Consider the following 20465-nt stretch of genomic DNA (forward strand, 5'->3'; position numbering starts at 1 on the left):
GACGATTTCCGGGCGGATGCGCCCTTATTGTCGAAGTGTATCACCCCCTGCTCCCAAGATTCTCCCAAATGGATCATGCTACGCAATTCTCGATTATTTACCGGATCCCCCCAGATAACCAATCCGCATCGATCCCGATCGTGCTGCCAGTCGATCCGCCCGCTCCAGCTCTTCGATCGCCAATCGAAGATCATCCAATGCCAGCAAAGTCATGTCTTGCGCTTCCCTCTCCGCCATATGGCCGATCGCCGCCTTCAGCAGTTTGCGCATCAACCTGCCGTTGCCTTGATTGGCTCCCCGCCTATCAAGCCGCTGCCCTACAAGGAACCGAAGCACGAGTTCTCGCGCCTCCGGCTCTCGCTCCAGCTTGTATTGCTCTTGAGAAGCCATATGCCGCAAAATGTCGAACATCTCCTCGTCCGAATAATCCGGGAATTCGATCAGATTCGTCAGCCTCGATCTCAGCCCCGAATTCGACTCCGCGATGAACCGCCTCATCTCATCCGGATAACCGGCGAAAATGACGAGCGTCCCCGGATTGTTCTCCATCTGCAGAACGATTTCGGCCATCGCCTCGTCCGCGAAATCCGCACCGCCGTTGCCGAGAAGACTGTAGGCTTCATCGATGAACAGGATGCCGCCGCGCGCTTCTTCGAAAGCCTCCTGTACGACATGGGCCGTCCAGCCGACGTATTTGCCGATCAAATCCTTACGGCTGACCTCGTGAAACTCGCCGTTATCCAGGACGCGTTCTTCGGCTAACCATCGACCGAAGAGCCTTGCCACCGTCGTCTTGGCCGTGCCGGGCGATCCCATGAACACGGCCGCCATCGGGGCGGGCTTCGCCGACAAACCGGCCCGCATACGCTCGCGCTCCAGCTTCAGCCGCTTCACGAGGCGCCGCAGCTGCGCCTTCACTTCTCCCAGACCGATCATCCGATCGAGCTGGGTCTCCGCTTTGCCGGATTCCTTCGGCGCTTCCATCTTCACCTTCCGGTGCATCAGCAACGCCCTGCGGAAATCATCGGCGGCGAGCCTTGAAGACGACGCTTCTCGGCGGATCGTCAGCTTGACGAACCTTTCGATATCGACGTAGCTGTCGAATTGTTCCCGCCGAAATTCGCGCAGCTCTTCGACCAGCTTGACGGCGTCCGCCTTGCGCGACAGCCGGTAACCTTCGCGCTCTACGCAGTTCCGGAGGACAGCCGCGTAGTACTCCGGGGCGGGCTGGCCTATCGGGCACAGGTCGAAATCGCATTCGAACACGAGCTGCTTCGCGAACGGCGGTGCGACCGACGAATCCTCGGGCTCGGACAGCCATGATTTTTGCATCGTCTGGATGACATAGAGAATGAAGCGATTCGCCCGCTTGACCGTATTGGCGGACAATGAATAGTAGCCGTGAGAAGGGGCTACGAGCACGAGCGGATACGAATGATCCAGCCAGTATGGCTCCTGGGGCGGGTTAGACGTATCGCCGCGAAGCATGTTCATCTGACCGATCCCGATCGGGAAGTTGTCCTCTTGCCCCCCTAACGCCATGCCGAACTCCCGGTACGTGACGATCGGCAGCCGGATCATGCGGCCTTCCGAATCCGTCACGCGCGCGGGATCGTCGCCATTCGCGTCATCATCCTCGTCCATGGATTCGCCGTCCTCTTCATCCGGACCGAAGGAGGCCCCCTCCTCTTCCCATCCGGCCGATTCGTCCGGCGCCTCTTCGTCTTCAGCTTGGACAAGGGCGGAATCGCGCGATCGCTTGCCGGCGATGTCCCGCTCCCACTTCCGCACGAGGATCGCCGCGGCTTGCAGCCCATCCGCCAACCGCCTGCACAGGACTACGACTCCTTGGGCATCGCCAAGCCGATCGAGTTTGTCGATTTCCTCCAGATGCCCCGCGCTTCGAACGGCTGGCCGCAACGCGTCGTAGGCTGCGTCCGGCATCTCGACGTATTCCATATGTTGACCGTTCGCCAGCTTCGCGGACTGCCTGCGAATCGACAACAAATCTTCCAGCTTTGCCGGCATTGTACTCACCCCTGTGCTAGAAAGGATATTCTTCTTCAAACGGCGTTTCGATCGTTCCCAGCGTCTTAAGCGCGGAGGTTCGCATTCGTTCGTCCGGCAACGTGCTCGCCAGTAACTTCTCGGCGCACTCCAGGAACGTTTCCGACTCCGGCACGCACCCGCAAGACCAATAAACGGCGATCAGCCGGTTGATATCGAGCAGCATGGCGATTTGCCGCACCGCGGCGAAGTCGTTGGCCTCCAGCTCGTCGAACAACGAAGCCCGCAGCTCGGCGTCGATCGCGCAGGCTTCCGCCTCCAGCTTGTCCGCCGCTTCTCGGATCAAATCGGGGCGTGCCCGGCTCCACCAAGCCAGCAGCTCCATCCGGCAGAGACCGTCGCGCGGGGGCAGCGCAGCTACCCATGCCGTCTCTCCTTGTCCCAGTCGATGCTCTCGCACCACGTTCAACCAGTGGTCGAACAGCGGCGCCACGTCTAGCATCACTTCCGGGCGGCAAGCTCCATCATTTCCGCGTCGTACCATCCATGGTCCCCTCCTATACCGAATATAAGTAAGCGAAGATCTCATCCGGATCGCAGCGGCCCGATACCTCGAACTCCCATTCGAGCTCCTCCTGGGCAAGCCTCTCCTCCACCCAATCTGCAGCGGAGACAACCGTATAGATCGAAGGGTGATCGGCGCCTACCAGCTTCAACCGATAGATGCAGCCGCTTTTCTTCAGCGGACCGAATACCTCCGGCGGAAACCGCGGAATCGCCTTGCCGTCATCGGCTATCGCGAACTTGAGACGAATGACTTGCCATGCCGCGGCTGCGTTCATGGCCGGCTCGCCGCGGCCATCGCCCGCATTCCGCGAACCAGCAAGTCCAACTGCCGGGAAACGAACACCGCGCTCATGTCGGCCTGGAAATCGAAGTCCCGCCGCACCATTCCCGCCGTCGTTTTCAATGAAAGCTCCTTTTCCAGCCGTTCCAGCTCCTGTCTCAGCGACGCCCAACTCCTGCTCACGCCTGCATCTCCCCCTGCAATAATGGAATGCCCTTCGTCGACAGTTCGAGTTGAAATCGGGTAGACTGAAGAAGCCAGCGGTGGTCCGAATGCAGCCGCCACGCTTCCGACTCCGCTCCCAGCAAGCCCCATCGGGCAATCCCGATCAGCAGAACGAGCAGGTAGATCGGATACAGCTTAAGCAGCCGCGGATACAGGTCCAGTTCGGCGACTCCGTTGTCACGCAGCCAGCCTTTGCAGAAAGCGATTGACTTCGCCAACTCAGCGGCAAGGCGATTCCGCGCCTTCGCCGCTTTCGAGTCCGCAGCGATAGAGTGTTGGAGCAGATCGGCACATGCCGACTCGTCGTTCACATCCGTCAGCCCAATGGCTTCCGCATAAGCGTAAAGCCGTTCGCTCAAGCGGCTCCCCCCCATGAGCGGATGGTCATCCGCCATATACGCCAGATAGAAGAGCAGCAGGGAACACGCCTTTCGATCGTCACCCTTCAAAGCAGCCAGTTGCATCGCTTGCTCGATCCGCGCCGCCACCCGCGGCCGGCCGATCGTTTCCGGATTTTTCACGAGCGCCATCGTTTCACTTCTCCCCGAAGTCGCAAGTTTCGTATAGCGGAACCGCGCAATCGGTGATGTTCACTTTCATCTGCCGGCAATGCAATTCGCCCTCGCCGTTCAGTGGATGTTCGGCCACGATGTTGAAGACATAGAAGTCGCCGGATTTCGCCCGATACAGCGGCAGGCTTTGCAGCTCCTCTGGCGTGAAGCAGTACGCCAGCATCTCGTGGCCGCACAGGAACACGCACATGCGCGCTTCCGGGTAAAAGTTCACCGGGAAAAAGTAGCGTTTCGCATTCGGCTCCGAGATGTGCAATTCGAAATGGTAGTTCCCTGCCCGGTACAGAGCCCCCTCCACATGATGCATCTCCTGCCCTTGGAGCAAATACTCCTCGATCGCGGGGACGTATTTCCGGAATTTCTTGTTCATCTTCGTCTCTCCTCCTGGTTCCGTTGGTCTGAATCCGAGGATAGCTGATTCAAGTTACTTGAAGGCAACCGCTTTTTTTAAAAATTTTTAAAAAAAAATGAAGACCGCCGAAATGGACAGTCTTCTTCTTCCTGGTTATGCGATTCATTAGGGGATCAAGACCATGATTGCTTGCTATCGGTTTAACGGATCGGGCAAACCGACGAATCTGGCGGCATCGAGCAACTGCTCCGCAGGAATACGGACGAGCTTGGCAGGGTCTCCGCCGAAGCCGTACCGGGCCTCCAGCGTGTCCGCCCACGCCATGATTCGCTCAAAATGTTCTTTGGCATAGGACTGGAAGGATGGATCGAGGTACAGCTGCGTCACGACGCGCTGCAGATCGAACTCGCCGTAAAATAAAAACGAGACCAAATATTGCTCGATCGGCCGCAATTCGAGATTCGCCTTGCGAATCAATCGTTCTTTAGCCTGTTCGGTTTCCGGCTTCGCTTCACCGAGCAGACGGTCGCGAAGTTTGCCGGTAAGCCGCGGGATCATATTCTCTTCTCCGGCCAACGCCAGTACGCTCACGGTCGTCAGCTTCAGCCGCTCGATCTCGCCGTCGAGCTGTCGCAGAAATTCGTACTCCGCATGCTCTTCCAACCATTGTTCGAAAGTTTCGCCACCCTCGCGAATCTCGGACTGTTCGTCATATTCCCATTGCAACACGCGGAGCGTATTCTCTACGAGCTGCTCGATGTCCAATTCCGGAACGAGTCTCGCCAGTGCGCGATCGAGCTTTTCCGGCGTGATGGATACAAGTTCGTTGTCCGTCGGGATGTCGCGATATAACCGTTCCCAGTCGATCTTCCCGAACCAGCCGTCCGGATCGGCATTCCGAAATTGCAGCAACTGCCGTACGAGCCACTGCTCGATCTGCGGCAATTTCTCCGGATCGTCGACCGTCCGTCTGCCGTTCCGTCGTTCCGGGCTGTCCATCAACTCGATCAGCAGTTCCGGCCCGAACCGGCCTGGCTTCCGCTCGGAGTTGCCAGCTTCCGCCTCGATGATTTTAAGAATATTCGGGTTCGACAACCGCAATTTTTCCCCAAGGATGATCGCTCGAAAAACGGGCCCGATATGCTCTTCCGTATAGTAACGGTAGTTTTGTTTCGTTCGTAATGGATGCACGAGCCCGATCTCGTCCAAATATCTCAGCCTGCTGTCCGATATAGGCTTCATGCCCCGTTTCTTGAGTTCCTTGATAAACTCCTTAATACTCCATTCCTGCTCGGGCATTTGAACCTCCTCCTTATTGGCGTCCCCGAAATTTAACGTTTCTGCCGTTGAATTTCCCATCTATCTCGTATTAACTTCCCTCTACATCGTCATTCTCCTCCAGCTTGCGTCGTTTGTACACTAAAAGTGCCTTACCCTTTAAAACGAGGGTCTGATTACGATGCTGAAAAAACAACCGCAGACTCCCTGTGAAGGGCGCCTGCGGCTGTCCTACTGACGTTCTTATTTCCTACCCTTTAACGGCACCTGCCGTCAAACCGGACACCATGTATTTCTGGAAAAACAGGAACAGCAGCGTAATAGGAACGATCGAGGTGACGCACACGGTCATGATGCTGGACCAATCATAGGACAACTCGCCGATGTAGCGAATCGCGATCCCCGCGTTCAGCGGACGCAGCTCGTCCTTGTTGATGAGCGTGATCGAGTACAGAAAATCGTCCCATGACAAGATGAAGGAGTAAATGCCGATCGAAAACAGGCCGGGCTTCGTCAGCGGGAGCACGATCCGGAACAGGATGCCGAACCGCGTCGCTCCGTCGATTTTCGCGGACTCTTCCAGATCGACCGGGATGTTGTCGAAGAACACTTTGATCATCCAGATCGAGAAGGGCAAACAAGAGGTCGTCAGCGCAATGACCAGCCCTGCTCTCGTATTGAGCAGGTGGTAGTTGTTGTACATCGTGTACAAGGCGATGAGCAAGCTGACGACGGGGAGCATCTGGGTGGACAGAATCGAGAACAAGGCGAACGATTTGAATTTGAACTCGAATCTCGAGAACCCGTAACCCGCGAACATGGCGGCGAGCAGCGTGACGGCCGTCGTGCAGAAGCAGACGATCAGGCTGTTCCGGTAATAACCGAGGAAGACGCCGTCCGAGAACAGTTTGTCGTAGTGGGACAGGACGGGCTTCGATGGCCACCATTCCGGCGGAAGCTTGAACAAGACGGAATTGTCCTTGAACGAAGTCAGCAGCATCCAATAGAGCGGGAACAGCAGGAACAAGAGAAACAAAACCGCGATCAAGATCGAGAGGAAGGCGCTCAGCCGTTTGCTTCTATTCAATGCGCCGCGCCTCCTTTCCCTTCGCCGATCGCGAACAGCCGGTTGTACACCCAAGAGAACAACAGCATGATGACGAGCCACAGCGCGCCTGTCGCCGCCCCCTTGCCCAAGTCCAGGTCGATGAAAGCCGTCTTGTAACTCAGAATGGAGAGGGTCGTCGTCGCGTTGACCGGCCCTCCGCTGGTCATGATCCAGAAAAGCGGGAACATCTTGAAATTCTCGATGCAGGCGATCAGCGTAACCGTCTTGATCGTATTCTTGAGCATGGGAAGCGTAATATGGAAGAACTGCTGGCGTTTGCCCGCACCGTCAATCATCGCGGCCTCGTACATCTCTCCCGGGATCCCTTGCATGCCGGCGAGCAGCATCGTGACCATGAACGGAAGCTGCTTCCACAGCGCCGCGATCGTCACGGCCCAGAGCGCCAGATGAATGTCGGACAGCCATTGCAGAGGTTTGCCGATCAGCTCCAGACGCTGCAGGATAAAGTTCATGACCCCGTATTGCGGCTGGAACAGCCACATCCAGAGCAAGGCGCCGATAATGGTGGGAATGACCCAAGGTATCAGAATAACGGTTCGAAGGGCTCTCCGAAACGGGATTTTTCCGTTGAGTATAAGAGCGAGCATCATGCCGAGCGCGAATTGCAGGAACACGACCGTAACCACATAACGAAACGTGACGCCGATCGCATGAACGAGCTCTTGATCCGCGAACAGCTTCTTATAATTGCCGAAGGCGTTCCATGTTTGCGTTTTCATGCTCAGAAGAGAGACGTCGAAGAAACTCAGATACAGAGACTTGAGGATCGGAATCCCGATCGTGAACAAGAGCAGCAGGAGGGCCGGAAGGATCAATACCGCGAGGAAGAGGAAATCCTTCTTCTTCTCGCTGAGTCGCATTCCGCCTGCCTGGAGCTGGGCTGGCTTATCCAAGATGCTCACTTCCTTGTCGGTATCGGAAGTTCCCGGGAAGCAAAGCTGGCATCGCCGGGCTCTGCTTCCCGGAAAACGGTCTCGCGTTTTATTTCATGATTTGCTTCAGCTTGGAATCCAGTTCCGCGGCGGCATTCTCCGGACTCTCTCCGGCAACGGTGACTTTCTGCACGGCTGTGGCGATTTCCAGGTAGGCTTGCTCCAGACCTTGATTGTTCGCCGGCAGCGGCTTGATGTGCAGCAATTGGTCGTTCAGCGTTTTGTCGAATTCGGATGCGTTGAAGGCAGGAAGCACGGCGATCGATTTGCGGGCGCTCATGACGTCGCTGTTGTCGTGGTAGAGCGAGATCATGGGCTCGTCCGTCAGGAACTTGATGAACTCGACGGCCATTTCCGGGTGCTTGCTGTCCTTGCTGACGACCAGTCCGTGCGCTTCGCCGATCGATACGCTTTCATTCGTCTTGTTCGTCGGAATCAGCGCGGCTCCCCATGCGGAGTCGAAAGCCTCGCCCTTGCCGCTTAAGTTCTGGAACACTTTGCGGCCGTAATACCCGTCTGAATACATGCCCAGCCGTCCGATGCTGAACAGGTTGCGCAGGTCTTTCAGCTTGGCGCCTTGCGGCGAGAGACCGTCTTTGACGATCTTCTGATAGTATTTCAGCGTCTCGATCACTTCCGGCGTATTGACGTTGACTTTGCCGTCGGCTCCGAACACGGAACCGTTAAAGCTGTAAATATTGCGCAGGGCGATCATGCCGTTGATCGGCAATTTCTCCGTCGCTTCTCCGAGTCCGTAGATTTGTTCGCCGCTGTCCGTTTTCAACTTGGAGATCGCCGCGGCGAACTCCAGCATCTCGTCATAGGTCTGCGGAGCCCGGTCCGGCAAGCCGGCTTTCTTGAACAGCTCCTTGTTCCAATACAGAACGTACGGGGAAGGCGCCCACGGCACGCCCATCAGCTTGCCGTTGTACGTATAGTCTTCTTTATAGGAAGGAAGCAGATCGTTGATGTAATCTTGTCCAAGCAGATCGTCCAGCGGAATGACGATATCGGAAGCGGCGTAGGTCGGGAACGAAGCCGTGAACGTCTGGATCACGTCGGGCGCGTTACCCGAGGAAGCCATGACGAAAGTCTGCTGCTTGATATCGCCGAACGGAATGCCGACGAACTCGATTTTCACGTTCGGATGTTGCTCGGTGAACTTTTGGGCCATTTCCTCCAGCGCGCCTTTCGTCGCTTCCTCGCTAATGCTCCAGGACGCGAACTTCAGCGTGATCGGTTCTCCGCTGTCCGCGTTTCCGGAAGCTTGGGCGTCAGCCGACGCGGAATTGCTCGCGGCCGGCGATGATGCTTGGCTGCCCTCGTCTCCTTTGCCGCCGCTGCATGCAGCCAGCATCAATACGATCATAAGCACAAGTCCGGTGAAGAGTGTCTTTCTCAATGTGGTGTGACCTCCCGATTACGGATTGATGGGTACGCCCCCATCTTAGTCGAGCGGAGCTTGAAGGGTAAATCATGCGATTGTGACATTCATCGTCCAAAACCGACGATCGAGGATATACAATTTCTGACCTTCATCTTCATTTTGTGATTATTGGGCTCCTGGAAGCCATATTAAGATTCCTCTGCCTATGGCATCTATGCCATAATGGGCAGGGGGGTAGCTTCATGAACCTGATGCGCTTCGCGAAACGGAAACCCAATAAACTGTTTTTGTTCTACTTCCTTTCCTTCTTTCTCGTCATTCTCGTGCCGGTGCTCCTGCTGAGCATCTCCTCTTACCGGCTGGCATATTCATCGATCATAAACGAGATTCGCAACGGCAACAAGAACGCCATTCAGCAAACCGGCACGTCACTCGACCGGCTGCTGGAAGAAGTCCATTCGCTCTCGATCCAGCTCGGGCTCGACGGCGGAATCTATGCGACCTCTCGCAACACCGTAAGCTCCTATTTGCTGAATGACGTCAAAGACCGAATCGCATCCCTGTCTAATGCGCACGGATACATCCATTCGATCCAGATCTATTTCACCGAGAACGGGACGCTTCTGTCCTCCGACGGACCGAATCGCCATGGGCCCGGACAGCCGATCGACGAGTGGATCCCGCAGATGGCGGCGACTAAGAAACCGATGCTCTGGCTGCCGACCCGGACCTACGTCAATCAAGAGGGAAATCCCTTTTCCATCGCTTCGCTCGTCGTGAAGCTGCCCGTCGCCTATTCGGATATCACGGGCTACATCGCCATTCATATTAAAGAAGAGGATATCCGGGCTTATCTGGCGGCCATCGACTCCGAAAACAACACCCGCGCCTACCTTGCCGCCGATAACGGCGTGATCGTCACGGCCTTCGGCGAAAATCCGGAAGCCCGAATGGCTTCTTCCGTCATGAAAGATCTTGTCCACACGGAAGACGTTGGCGATTCTTCCGTCATGCGAATCGACGGAGTCGCCTCCCTGGTTACGATTGGCTCTCCGCTCTCGAACGGTTGGAAGCTCGTGTCCGTTACTCCGCTCAAGTACGTGGACAACAAAATGGGTTACATTCGCAATGTCATCCTGTTCACCGGCCTGCTGTTCGTCCTGCTGGGAACGTTCATTTCTTATTATCTATCCCGTACGATCTACAATCCGATCAAGCGGGTGTTAGAGAAAACCACCCGTCTGCGCAAGGAATTATCGCTGCCGGAGTCGGCCGCCAAGGAGCATTCGCTTCGGGACGTTCCCGAGCTGTTCGATCAAGTGTATCTCAGCCACAAGAAGCTGGAGGCTTCCTATAAAGAGATTTATCCGGTCATGGTCAACCGTTTCCTGAACGACTTGTTCTATAACCGTATCCATGAATCCGACCCGGACATCGAACGGAAACTCGCGGATTTGCGGCTGCCGAAGTTGACCCGCGGATTCGTGATCATGCTGATCGAAATCGACGAATACTCCAAATGGAAGGAGCAATACAGCTCGCGGGATCTGGGCTTGCTGCGCTACGCCGCCCTAAACATCGCGCAGGAGACGGTTTCGGAACCCTTTACTTGCCTATCCGCGGAAACGAGCGATAACCAGATCGCCGTCCTGATCAACACCGGAGCTTCTTTGGAGCCCATCGTCGACCCCTTGACGGAGATCGCGAAGTCCGTCATCCAGTCGATTCGCTCCTACTTGCCCTTTACCGTTACGATCAGTTTCGGAACCGCCGTCGAACACCTTCAGCAGGTTCATGTCTCTTTCCAGAAAGCCCAGGAGGTCATGCGGCGCAAAATCCTGCAAAAAGGGATGGCGATTCTGTTCCCGGATAAGTCGCTGCACCCGCATACTTTTAAATATTTCTACCCTGCGCATATCGAGAAATTGCTCGTGAACCACATGCGGGCCGGCAACGACCGGGAAGCCCTGGACTGCCTGGATCGGATCCGCGAACGATTGCTGGACGAGCCCCATATCTCCTATGAGAACGTCATTCGCCTGTATAATCGCTTAATCGAAACCATGATCGACCTGATCGAGGATATCGGCTTGTCGTGGGAAACGGCTTACGGCAGCGGCAACGTCTTTCAGGAGCTCGCGAAGCATGAATCGATCGACGGCTTGCACGAATGGATTTCCGCCATCTGCGTGCGCATCTGCGAATCCATCCGCAATCATGTCCGCGTCCCGTCCAAAGCCGATGCGGCGATCGAAATCATCGAGACCCGGTACCAGGACGACATTTCGGTGGAAATGATCGCGGACGCCGTGCAAGTCACCCCCGCTTATCTCAGCCGAATTTTCAAGCAGGCCACCGGCAAGACTGTCTTGGAATACCTCACGATCGTTCGGATCGAACATAGCAAGCGCCTGCTTCATACGACGGGTTTGACGATGCAGGAAATTTCGCAGCGCGTCGGGTATAACAACGCGAACAGTTTTATTCGCATCTTCCGCAAGCACGAAGGGGTTACTCCTGGGGAATACCGGAAGGTGAATGGGAGTTTGAATCGGGAGGCGTGAGGGGGAGATGGAAAAACGGATTCCGTATTGGGAATCCGTTTTTTCGCGTAGAGCGCAAATCATGATCATTGCCTATTCGGGACGGGAGGAACCGCCGGCGAAGCGGATGTACGGATACACAATTTCCAGACGTGCGACTCCAAATGCTCGATTCAGCTTATCCCTTTAGCTTAAGGTTTCATATTACTGTTGTAGAAACCATTTTCGATTAAAGGGCTGATTGACGGTTGATCTATACGGCTCTTGGAGATTCCATTACATTTGGGAAAGATGCATCCTCTTGGCAGCGAGCTTATCCTCAACGGATCTTGTCTGCTTTACATTCCTCTTCTCATAAAGCTTGCGGGCATGTGTTCGCTCGTCCGGGTTGGAGCAGCCATGAACTTTTACATGCATTACGGCAAGAGCCTTTGGTCCTCAGAGGTTCAACTTCTGTATCGATATGGATCGGAGGCGTGGATTTGGCAAATGGGGCATTGTCTATATTGAAAAGCCAACGACTGCTCACTGTAGAACGAATCTTAGGCAGCTATAAACGAAACCTCACTTCCATCATCAAGCTAATAAAAAAATTCGGGTCGCCCCGAATCGTATGCTGTACGCAATATAACCCATTCCCTAACAGCCCCGTCGCCGCTGAGGGGATTCATCAATTAAACCGCATGACAAATAAGCTGGCCCAAACTTTCGGCATCATTGTCGCTCCCGTGCATGCCTGGTTTGAAGGAAAACAGGCCGAAATGATTCATGGCTATCGAGAAGGAAAAATCGAAGACGCGTTAGGCGGCTTCCTCCCGATTCATCCGAACGATCATGGGCACCGGGTGATCGCATCGGAATTGGCCCCTTATTTCGCCACACGTGACTCAACTTAAGTTCCTAATGGTAAGAACTCAAAATTGACTCATTCCTGATCGAAGCTTTTCCACGAAAGATACATCCGCAGGCGCCCAGGGATACTCGGCAAGTTCATCCGGTCTAACCCATCGGAACTCATCGTGATCCGTGAGGATAATTTCTCCCTTTGTATACTTCGCTCGATACGCAATCAAGCGAATCTGGACCGTGCCGTAGTCATGCTCGTTCACTCCGAAGCGCTCATAAGGATCGATCTCGATCCCCATCTCCTCCTGCAGCTCCCGACGTAAGCAGACCTCGGGAGATTCTCCCGGTTCGAGTTTGCCCCCGGGGAATTCCCACATGCCCGCCTGCGATTTCCCCGGGCCGCGCCGAGCAATCAGAATTTGTCCTTGCTTATTCTCAATAATGGCTGCGGCCACTTCGATCATGGCTAGTCACTTCGCTTCCTATACGATTGCTTTATTCGCTGCCGGCACCAACGCAGGCGGTATTTCTTCAATCAACCGCCAAATAAAGCTGATGGGCTTGCTACCTTCGTGCTTCACGTATTCGGCCTCGCCCAGGAAAACGAACGGAGACGTATAGTTGTTCTCCTCCTTATATTCCCTGACGAAAAGCGCGACCCTCGTCCCCATTTGCTTATGGTGGATGTACCGTTGTGCCGTTTTCGACTCTTCCGAGGTCCTGCTTTGGGTCTGCCAGTGGAACAGACGCTCGTTGATCGCATAATCTTCGTACTGAGTGGAAGGAGAGAAATCCTTCTCGGACTTGTTCAAAGTAATGAAGAAAATGTCCGTCTGTTTCTCTTCGAAAAACTTCACGCCTTCACGGAAACTCGGCGCCTTCTCCTCGTTCCAGTAACCGAAAGCTGCTAACACTTGATCCGCGGAATACCGGCAATGCAGATCCAACGGGCAGGCATAGGGAAAATCGTTCTGTCGGTCAACAAAGTCGATGTTGGACAAATTGATCTTCAGGATCGCCTTCACTTCCTCACGGAAGTAGGAACATGCAAGCGCAGTTTGAATCCCCTGTTCGATGCTGTCGAATCCAATTTTTCGGGGTTCCGAACGGTAAAACGTGTAGTAGAACATGTTGAGCATCAGCCGCTCTTCTTCCGTCTGTGGCCTGCTGTCATACTCCAGATAAGCCAAAAGGAACGAAAGCAATCTCCGGGAATTCAGACTGAGCAAGGCGGGAATCCGCTTGGTGAGGTAATCCCCATTGTCCCACTCGTAAGGTTCCAGAAGTCCCGCTTCCACCATCAGTCCGTGGAACGATCGGTTTCCGGTCCGGCCGCCATAGAATTCGAACAAGCTTAAACCGTGATAATGCACAAAATGCTCAAGCGTGAGCGGTAGTCCGGTGTCCTGTTCGAAATATTTCATTCGATTCGATATGCTTCTCCGGTTAACCGCGGCCTGCTTTATGTTCCTCAGGATGTATGCTTTCGCCTGTTTCTCCAACTGAATGAAGCTGCCCCGGGGAAGATGAGCAAAACCGTTCTCGATATAGTGTTGAACGGAATGCTTGGTTCTCCCTATGAGCGCACGAAACTTCTCCTGGAAATTGTAATTCTGATGAGCTTGTCCAATAAAATCGAGCACCGTAAGGCATTCTTTTCCCTCAGCCAGCCGTAACCCCCGACCGAGTTGCTGCAGGAACACCGTTAAGCTCTCGGTAGGCCGAAGGAATAAAATCGTGTTCACTTCCGGAATATCGACCCCTTCGTTGTACAAATCCACAACGAAGATCAGCTTGATCTCTCCGCTAGCCAGCCTCATTTTCGCCAATTGACGATCCTCGTCGTTCGATTTCCCATGCAGGGCGATGGACGGAATACCGGCTTCGTTAAACACCTTGGCCATATACATCGCATGATCAACACCGACACAGAAGCCTAACCCTTTGACCTGCTCCATGTCGGTCACGTACCTTCTCAAGCTATTCAGAATTTGAACAGCACGGATTCTGTTGTTCGTATACAAATTTTCCAACTCGTTCAGATCGTATCCGCGGCGGGACCATTTGACCTGGGACAGATCCACTTGATCCGTAACGCCGAAATACTGAAACGGGCAAAGCAGCTTGCGGTCGATCGCGTCAGTTAGCCGAATCTCCGCTGCGATCGTGTCGTTAAAATAGGAAAGAACATCTCTCCCGTCCATACGTTCAGGCGTCGCCGTCAGTCCGAGCAAAATTTGCGGCTTGTAATAGGACAGCAGCTTCTGGTAGGAAGGGGCAGCGGCATGATGGAACTCATCCACGACGATGTAATCGTAAAAGGTAGGGGTCGTACTCTCCGTTAAGCGCATGGCGTTCAGACTTTGGATGCTGATAAACAAGTGATCAAGTGACTCCGCTTGCGCTCCGCCTACATGCAACTCACCGAAATTCATATCTTTCAGGATAAAACGAAACGTGTCGCGGCTTTGCTTCAGAATCTCTTCTCGATGTGCAACGAACAGCAGCCGAGCATTCGAATGCTTTTGCGCGAAACGCTTGTAGTCGAACGCTGAAACCACCGTTTTTCCGACACCGGTCGCGGCTACGACCAGGTTCTTCGTTCTCCCGTACAGCGTCCTTTGCGCCTCAAGCTTCTCCAAGATCTCCTTTTGGTAGTCGTAAGGATGGATCTCGAACGGAAAATACAGCGACTCTTGTTCGTTACGCTTGTTCTTCCCGAGTGCCTGAAGCAATTGCTTCTCCTGCTCTTGGTCGGAAGGGGAGAAGTTTTGGAACTCCCGGTCGTTCCAATAGCTCTCGAAAGTCGCCTCGATTTTCTTCAGCACATCGTACGAATCCTTCTCCGTTACCTTCAGGTTCCATTCTAAACCGCTCGTTAAGGCGGGGTTGGACAGGTTGGAGGAACCAACATAAGCCGTCGTAAAGCCGGTGTCTCGTTTAAATATGTATGCCTTGGCGTGTAATCGTGTGCGATCCGTATCGTAGGAAATCTTGATTTCCGTATTCGGCAGGCGGCTAAGCTCTTTTATCGCTTTATAGTCCGTCGCTTCCATATAGGTCGTCGTAATGACTCGCAGTTGACCGCCGGCTGAGGTGAACTGCTCGAGTTGGTCCATGAGAATACGGAGACCGCTCCACTTAATGAAAGAAACGAGAAAATCTATACGATCCGCCGTGACGATCTCGTGTTGCAGCTCGTGCATCATGTTGGGCTCGAAATGGGAACCCGTGAATAACGAACTCTGTGACAAGGGGGATACCGGTCGGACCACCTTCTCCTCCCGGAAGGCACGGATATGGTTGATTCTCGAATAGATATATGTTAGGACTTCTCCCTGCTCGTCCAATTTGAGTTGTTCGCATTCCTCTGGTCCCAAGCTGTTTTGCAAGGTCGCAATGATCTCGTTACATGTCTGAACCTGGGCCAATACCAGATCTTCATCGGTCCCGTCTTGCTCCCGCACCATCTTGAGTGCTCGCCGGGTCACCGCAGCGATATAGGTGGACAGCAGCTTACGCGCTTCTTCTACATCCAGCTTCTCTTTACCAACTGCATAGGCTTCTGGAGGCAGACCGGCCAGCTTCTGCGCGATCATTCGGTTGATGACTTGTTCATAGAGACCTTGTTGCATGGGCCTACCTCCTTTCCGATTATACTTTAATATGAAGTGTGTATATGCCATTGAACAAACATATTATTCGGTTGGTATATCTGGCGAATGGGCGAACGGATTCTCTTTGTGGTGCAGTGCGCATAAAGCAATGCCATTTTCCTTGCTATCCGGCCCGCCAGCTTGATGCCATTGAATATGAGCTGCATCAACAGCTATCAAGTTGTGACCAAGACGGACATTAAATTCACATATAGCACAACTGAACTCATATGCCCTTAAAATTTTGTTGCGGAACTCAAGGTCTCGTCTATATTTTGATTTCAATGTTAATTGTAATCCAATTTCCTTCACTAGATCGTGGTGAATATTCTCGGGAAAATGATCGTATAACAGTTGCGTTGCGATTTCCTGTAGTAACTTTTCATTTCCGTTCAGCAGCTTCAATACTTCCGGATGAAACCCGGCGACCGCATGTTCGGACAGTAGTTGCTTATCGGAAAACTGGCACTTATTTACCGCAATATTTAATACCCAGAGCCCATCTGTCGTTAACCTTACAAAAGGTTCCTTCGGGTAATATGATTTTCTTGATGGGCCAAATTTTCTTCCAAATGAGTTGATATCATCTTCTTTAGTTCTTCTTCATTCATAAAATCTACCTCAAGTAATAATATGTTGGATGTTTATCGAGTTATTGTTTTCGATATTTATTTATAGGGATATTGCTTCCATATTTCAAGGCAATAAAACTCAATCTGACCCTCACTTTTCTTATTTGCCAATCGAACCTAAAGGTCGATAAAAAAGCATCCTCCTTGTTTAGGGAATTGGACAAGGGGGATGCTTTTGTTTTAGATAAACTTCTTAGTGACTTCAATTAATTTGTCTTTATAATTTTCAATCTCGTAAATGTTGGTTATGGACAATGTAGTTTTATCATCGTCATTAAACTGAATATACTTGTTGTTAGCGTTAAGCCCCAGCCGACATACCCACTTACGAATGCTATCGTCAATAAGTATGTTAAAGTAACTCAAATTATCGCGATAATATACACGATCGGCTGGAAGGACTTCTTTGAGCAGCATTCGAATAAGGACATAGCCTTCGAGCTCCTCATGAGTTGTGACGACTTGTTGTCCAGATTCTTCTGTCGCCACAGCAACTTCCTTGGTTGCTGCCGGCTCTGGCTTCTTCATTTCTTCATTGGTATTGGCAAGAGCAGCTTTTAACTTATCATTTACTTGTTCGTTCAAGAACTCTTTCATCGAGCTCTTAATCAAACCTTGGAACTTCTCTATAACCTGACGTGTTTTCTTACCCGTGTAAATATTATTCAAAATGAGATAAATGAGCTCCTCTGATGGGTTCTCCCAAAGGGAAGACAGCAGCTTCTTAATCTCATTTGTATATTTAAGTTCTGATGCTGTGTTTAAAATCATTTCTACGCTGAACAGTTCCTTTCGGAACTTGTAGAGTTCTGCAACTTGGTTATCTCTGAAATCAAACAAGTTGAATTCAAAGAACGGTGTCGTATCCATTTTGTTTTGTTGCTCAAGATCCGTATAGAACTTATATGTAATTCCGTTGGTGAGAATAGCAAACTTTGCTTCAGTTGTTCCAAAGTATCTGAACAACTGAGAATCGTGTTTGGTCAACTGGTCCTGAATAGATTTTGCTTCAATTAGAATAATTGGTTTTCCATCGTACAAAATGGCATAATCAACTTTTTCGCCTTTCTTAATTCCAACATCAGCTACAAACTCAGGCAAGAATTCTTCAGGATTAAAGACATCATAATTGAGAAGTTGAAAAAAGGGCATGATTACAGAAGTTTTAGTTGCTTCCTCAGTCAAGATATTATCTTTTATTTTTTGTACTCGTTTAGCAAATGTCTGTATGAGATCTGAAAAATTATCCATTTTGGCGCCTCATTTCAATGTATTCATTACATAAAATAATTTTACTATACTAATAATCAATTGGCGATATGTGGGAATTTAAAATGTTTCCAGAAACGGTGAATAAGTGTAGCAGTAATACTATTACCACTCAACACCCCAAGTGATCCGGAGAATTTTCATTTACCGTATCCTCCAGCGAATAACCCGCAGCAAAACAATGCATCTTAAAGTGGAACCTTCACCCATCAAAGGAGGAGCCCACCAACATGTCCGAACAACTTAAGTCCATGCAGGCTGAACATGCGCTGGATGCGCTGCAGCATGCCGTAGACCAAGCGGAGTCGCACCCCTCGGCGGAGAAAATCGAAGAAGCGGAAAACTCGGTCGCTCATGCTGAAATTGCCGTACGGCAAGCGGGGGACGGCGGTAACACCGGCACCCTGTCGGAGCAGCTGAACGAAGAGAAAGAAACGCTCGGCGGGATCAACGGGTAAAGCCGGTTACCCGTCATCACATGAAATAAGCCCGCACGGCTTGTCTTCGCAGCCTGCGGGCTTCCAATTAACTGTAATAAGGATGTGGACAGCTTGAAGAAATACATCGCGTTAGCAGGATTATTACTCTTAACCGGATGCGCGGTCAATAATCAGTACGCAGACCGCCAAGCGGCTCCCAGGCCAGCGCCGATGGTGACTCCCGCTCGTACTGCCGCGCTAAATCCAACCGTAACGCGAGCATCATCCATCGCCACTCCTGGGGCAAGAAAGCCCTCATTTTCGGCGAAACAAATAAACCCGGTACAAGGTGCAGATACCTCCCAATTCAATCAGCAAGTCCTGCAGTTGGTTAATCAGCAAAGAACCGCAGCAGGCCTAGGTCCGCTGGCCATGGACGGCAATTTGTCCAACATGGCCTTGGTGAAAGCACAGGATATGTACAACAATCATTACTTCGATCACAACTCGCCGACGTACGGGTCCCCGTTCGACATGATGCGTCAGTTCGGAATCGTCTATAACGCTGCAGGCGAGAACATTGCGATGGGCCAAACCAGCCCCCAGCAGGTGATGAACGACTGGATGAACAGTGAAGGGCACCGAGCCAACATTTTGAATCGCAGCTTTACCAAAATCGGCATTGCTTACTTTAACGGCGAATGGGTTCAGGAATTTACGGGCTGACAACCTCTTTTCAGGGCTCAACCTCGGACCTACGGAACCATTTCAAACACCGTTCCTTGATTCAATTCCGCCACCTTCATCGAGCCATAAACCCCTAGGTAAAGCCTGGTCTGATCCCGATTCGTTCCCAAGCTTACATAAAACGCGGATTGGGATCCGAAATCATACTCGGTTTCAATCACGCTAAAGTCGCTCGTTTTACAATCCGCTCTCACCCGGGTATAAGCCAGCACCCCTCGAACCGGAGGCTGCGATCCTTGCCGGGCGATATCGGTGAACACAACGCATCCGGTCAACTCCGGAATCCCATTCCCCATGTATGGTTGGACGCCCGTTAGCGCAGTACCTCCGAACTTATCGGGCCGGGGATCCTTATGATAGTAACTGGTTAAAGGTGGAATACGCCTCACGGAGGTTTTGATCGCTTCATCGTAGTAAGCAACGATTTTATCATCCGATGCCGAATGGGCATTGCAGCCCCTTTTAAACGAAGTAGGAAAAGCGCCTTCCCACCCGCGCCAGCCGAAATTGATCAATCCTTCTTGATCGAGCTCAACATTCGCCGAATAGGCTTGAACAAGCTGAGCAACCGGCATCGGTCGGTATTGAACGAATGCATAAATCGACTCGACCAAATCCTGTCCGACGTTCCCGGCATATTTGATGTATTGATGATAATTCCGTTGATAGGCAATGCCCGGGATATTGCGGACTCCTTTGGCGATGACCGTGAGCGCCTCCTGGATTGATGCGGGAAGCTCGTTAAAACGCGTGACGACAGGCGGACTTTCGATAAAGGGATACCTCGCCACGTCGATTTCGATGATTTTGCCGGCGATCTCCATATCGTCCTGACTTAGATTAAACGGATCATAGGCGGATCCGCCGTCTCCGGTTGTCAAAACAAGCCGCCCCGTCTCCGGCGAGAAATTCAAGCTGTTGACGCCGTTGTGGTTTAAGAAAGGTCTTCTCAAGTTCAGGAGCGTCCGCCGTTTTCGTGGCTGGCCGTTCGATTGCAATGCCCACTCCTCGACTGTATCGATATGATCATATTGCGTTTCTCGGTTGTTCCACTTCAGGTTCAAGGTTCCGGGATCGCACGGATTCGGCCGAAAAGATTCGGCAAGTCCGCCAGGACCTTGCGAGCCGGCGACGGAATAATGTAGATAGAACAGACCGTTATGATGAAAATCGGGATGAAACGCCAGCCCCACCAATCCCCGTTCATCGTATCCGCCGTTCGAAGCGCCTAGTTTCAGGACCCGCGAACGAATATCCAGGAAGGTCCCGATCGCTCCGTTTCTTATGTAGAAAATCTCTCCCACCTGGGTCGCGATCAACAAGCTTTCCGCGGAGTCGCCCGGAAGGACCGCCGTTTTCATAACCGTGGGCAAATTGATCTTACTCACGATGGGCCGTAAACGAACCTTGACTTTGTTCAATGGGCATGAACCCCCTCCTATGATTTCCTCTTAAAAAATATGATGCTCCTGCGCGCGTAGAACCTTTCGGTCCCTCTAAGTCATCCGGAAAACGCCAAAGCGCTTATATCCCGTTCCGAAGCGTGCATCCTGGAATCCATAAAACAACCCGCCGATTCTGATATGCTCCCCTTGCAGTAGACAGTTGAAATAATGAAACTGTC

The 20465-nt window shown here is 52.4% G+C and carries 18 protein-coding genes and 1 pseudogene; 4 read left to right on the forward strand and 15 right to left on the reverse strand.

From position 1 onward, the window contains the following. Positions 1-93: 93 nt before the first annotated feature. The 10 genes from PTZ19_RS20020 to PTZ19_RS20065 all read right to left on the reverse strand — a co-directional run bounded on the left by PTZ19_RS20020 (position 94) and on the right by PTZ19_RS20065 (position 8744). Complete coding sequence (locus PTZ19_RS20020) at positions 94-2028, reverse strand: AAA family ATPase (protein ID WP_276357009.1); 1935 nt, start codon at positions 2026-2028, stop codon at positions 94-96. Positions 2029-2044: 16 nt separating this feature from the next. After that, entirely contained in the window at positions 2045-2551 is a 507-nt protein-coding gene (locus PTZ19_RS20025; protein WP_276357011.1) for a hypothetical protein, read from the reverse strand. Between the two features lie 13 nt (positions 2552-2564). Beyond that, positions 2565-2849: a hypothetical protein gene (locus PTZ19_RS20030; RefSeq protein ID WP_276357013.1), complete on the reverse strand. Its 285-nt coding sequence runs from the start codon at positions 2847-2849 to the stop codon at positions 2565-2567. Then, positions 2846-3037 carry a hypothetical protein gene (locus PTZ19_RS20035; RefSeq protein WP_276357015.1) on the reverse strand — a complete coding sequence of 64 codons (192 nt, stop codon included), beginning with the start codon at positions 3035-3037 and terminating at the stop codon, positions 2846-2848. Before PTZ19_RS20035 ends, PTZ19_RS20030 begins: the two co-directional genes overlap by 4 nt. Further along, positions 3034-3609 (reverse strand): hypothetical protein, encoded by a 576-nt coding sequence (locus PTZ19_RS20040; RefSeq protein WP_276357017.1) that lies wholly within the window; start codon positions 3607-3609, stop codon positions 3034-3036. The genes PTZ19_RS20035 and PTZ19_RS20040 overlap by 4 nt, the downstream gene beginning before the upstream one ends. A 4-nt stretch (positions 3610-3613) precedes the next feature. Further along, positions 3614-4021, reverse strand: coding sequence for a hypothetical protein (locus PTZ19_RS20045; RefSeq protein WP_276357019.1), 408 nt, complete (start codon positions 4019-4021; stop codon positions 3614-3616). Positions 4022-4195: 174 nt separating this feature from the next. Then, a complete protein-coding gene (locus PTZ19_RS20050; RefSeq protein WP_276357021.1) occupies positions 4196-5302 on the reverse strand; it encodes a MerR family transcriptional regulator in 1107 nt (368 codons plus the stop codon). 229 nt (positions 5303-5531) lie between these two features. Then, positions 5532-6368, reverse strand: coding sequence for a carbohydrate ABC transporter permease (locus PTZ19_RS20055; protein ID WP_276357025.1), 837 nt, complete (start codon positions 6366-6368; stop codon positions 5532-5534). Beyond that, positions 6365-7303: a carbohydrate ABC transporter permease gene (locus PTZ19_RS20060; protein WP_276357029.1), complete on the reverse strand. Its 939-nt coding sequence runs from the start codon at positions 7301-7303 to the stop codon at positions 6365-6367. Before PTZ19_RS20060 ends, PTZ19_RS20055 begins: the two co-directional genes overlap by 4 nt. Positions 7304-7391: 88 nt before the next feature. Beyond that, positions 7392-8744, reverse strand: a complete 1353-nt coding sequence (locus tag PTZ19_RS20065; protein ID WP_276357032.1) for an ABC transporter substrate-binding protein — start codon at positions 8742-8744, stop codon at positions 7392-7394. Positions 8745-8971: 227 nt separating this feature from the next. On the opposite strand from PTZ19_RS20065, the gene PTZ19_RS20070 reads away from it, so the two are divergent. Together PTZ19_RS20070 and PTZ19_RS20075 are read left to right on the forward strand one after the other, a co-directional pair. Continuing rightward, positions 8972-11293 carry a helix-turn-helix domain-containing protein gene (locus PTZ19_RS20070; protein WP_276357036.1) on the forward strand — a complete coding sequence of 774 codons (2322 nt, stop codon included), beginning with the start codon at positions 8972-8974 and terminating at the stop codon, positions 11291-11293. A 227-nt stretch (positions 11294-11520) separates the two neighbouring features. After that, a complete protein-coding gene (locus PTZ19_RS20075) occupies positions 11521-12168 on the forward strand; it encodes an SGNH/GDSL hydrolase family protein (RefSeq protein WP_276357039.1) in 648 nt (215 codons plus the stop codon). 18 nt (positions 12169-12186) lie between these two features. Here PTZ19_RS20075 and mutT read toward each other — a convergent pair whose 3' ends face one another. From mutT to PTZ19_RS20095, 4 genes and pseudogenes are all read right to left on the reverse strand, one after another. Further along, a complete protein-coding gene (gene mutT / locus PTZ19_RS20080; RefSeq protein ID WP_276357042.1) occupies positions 12187-12582 on the reverse strand; it encodes an 8-oxo-dGTP diphosphatase MutT in 396 nt (131 codons plus the stop codon). A gap of 18 nt (positions 12583-12600) precedes the next feature. Then, on the reverse strand, positions 12601-15753 hold the full coding sequence (locus PTZ19_RS20085; RefSeq protein ID WP_276357044.1) for a DEAD/DEAH box helicase: 3153 nt from the start codon (positions 15751-15753) through the stop codon (positions 12601-12603). Between the two features lie 26 nt (positions 15754-15779). Continuing rightward, positions 15780-16338, reverse strand: a pseudogene (locus PTZ19_RS25320) (phosphorothioated DNA-binding restriction endonuclease); the annotation flags it as partial. 248 nt (positions 16339-16586) lie between these two features. Continuing rightward, complete coding sequence (locus tag PTZ19_RS20095; protein ID WP_276357047.1) at positions 16587-17657, reverse strand: type I restriction endonuclease; 1071 nt, start codon at positions 17655-17657, stop codon at positions 16587-16589. A gap of 248 nt (positions 17658-17905) precedes the next feature. On the opposite strand from PTZ19_RS20095, the gene PTZ19_RS20100 reads away from it, so the two are divergent. Both PTZ19_RS20100 and PTZ19_RS20105 read left to right on the forward strand, forming a co-directional pair. After that, positions 17906-18133 carry a hypothetical protein gene (locus tag PTZ19_RS20100; protein WP_276357048.1) on the forward strand — a complete coding sequence of 76 codons (228 nt, stop codon included), beginning with the start codon at positions 17906-17908 and terminating at the stop codon, positions 18131-18133. Between the two features lie 84 nt (positions 18134-18217). After that, entirely contained in the window at positions 18218-18820 is a 603-nt protein-coding gene (locus PTZ19_RS20105; RefSeq protein WP_339329346.1) for a CAP domain-containing protein, read from the forward strand. A gap of 29 nt (positions 18821-18849) precedes the next feature. Here PTZ19_RS20105 and PTZ19_RS20110 read toward each other — a convergent pair whose 3' ends face one another. Continuing rightward, on the reverse strand, positions 18850-20262 hold the full coding sequence (locus PTZ19_RS20110) for a PQQ-dependent sugar dehydrogenase (RefSeq protein ID WP_276357050.1): 1413 nt from the start codon (positions 20260-20262) through the stop codon (positions 18850-18852). Positions 20263-20465: the final 203 nt, after the last annotated feature.

Source organism: Cohnella caldifontis (assembly GCF_029360585.1).
Lineage (GTDB): Bacteria > Bacillota > Bacilli > Paenibacillales > Paenibacillaceae > Cohnella > Cohnella caldifontis.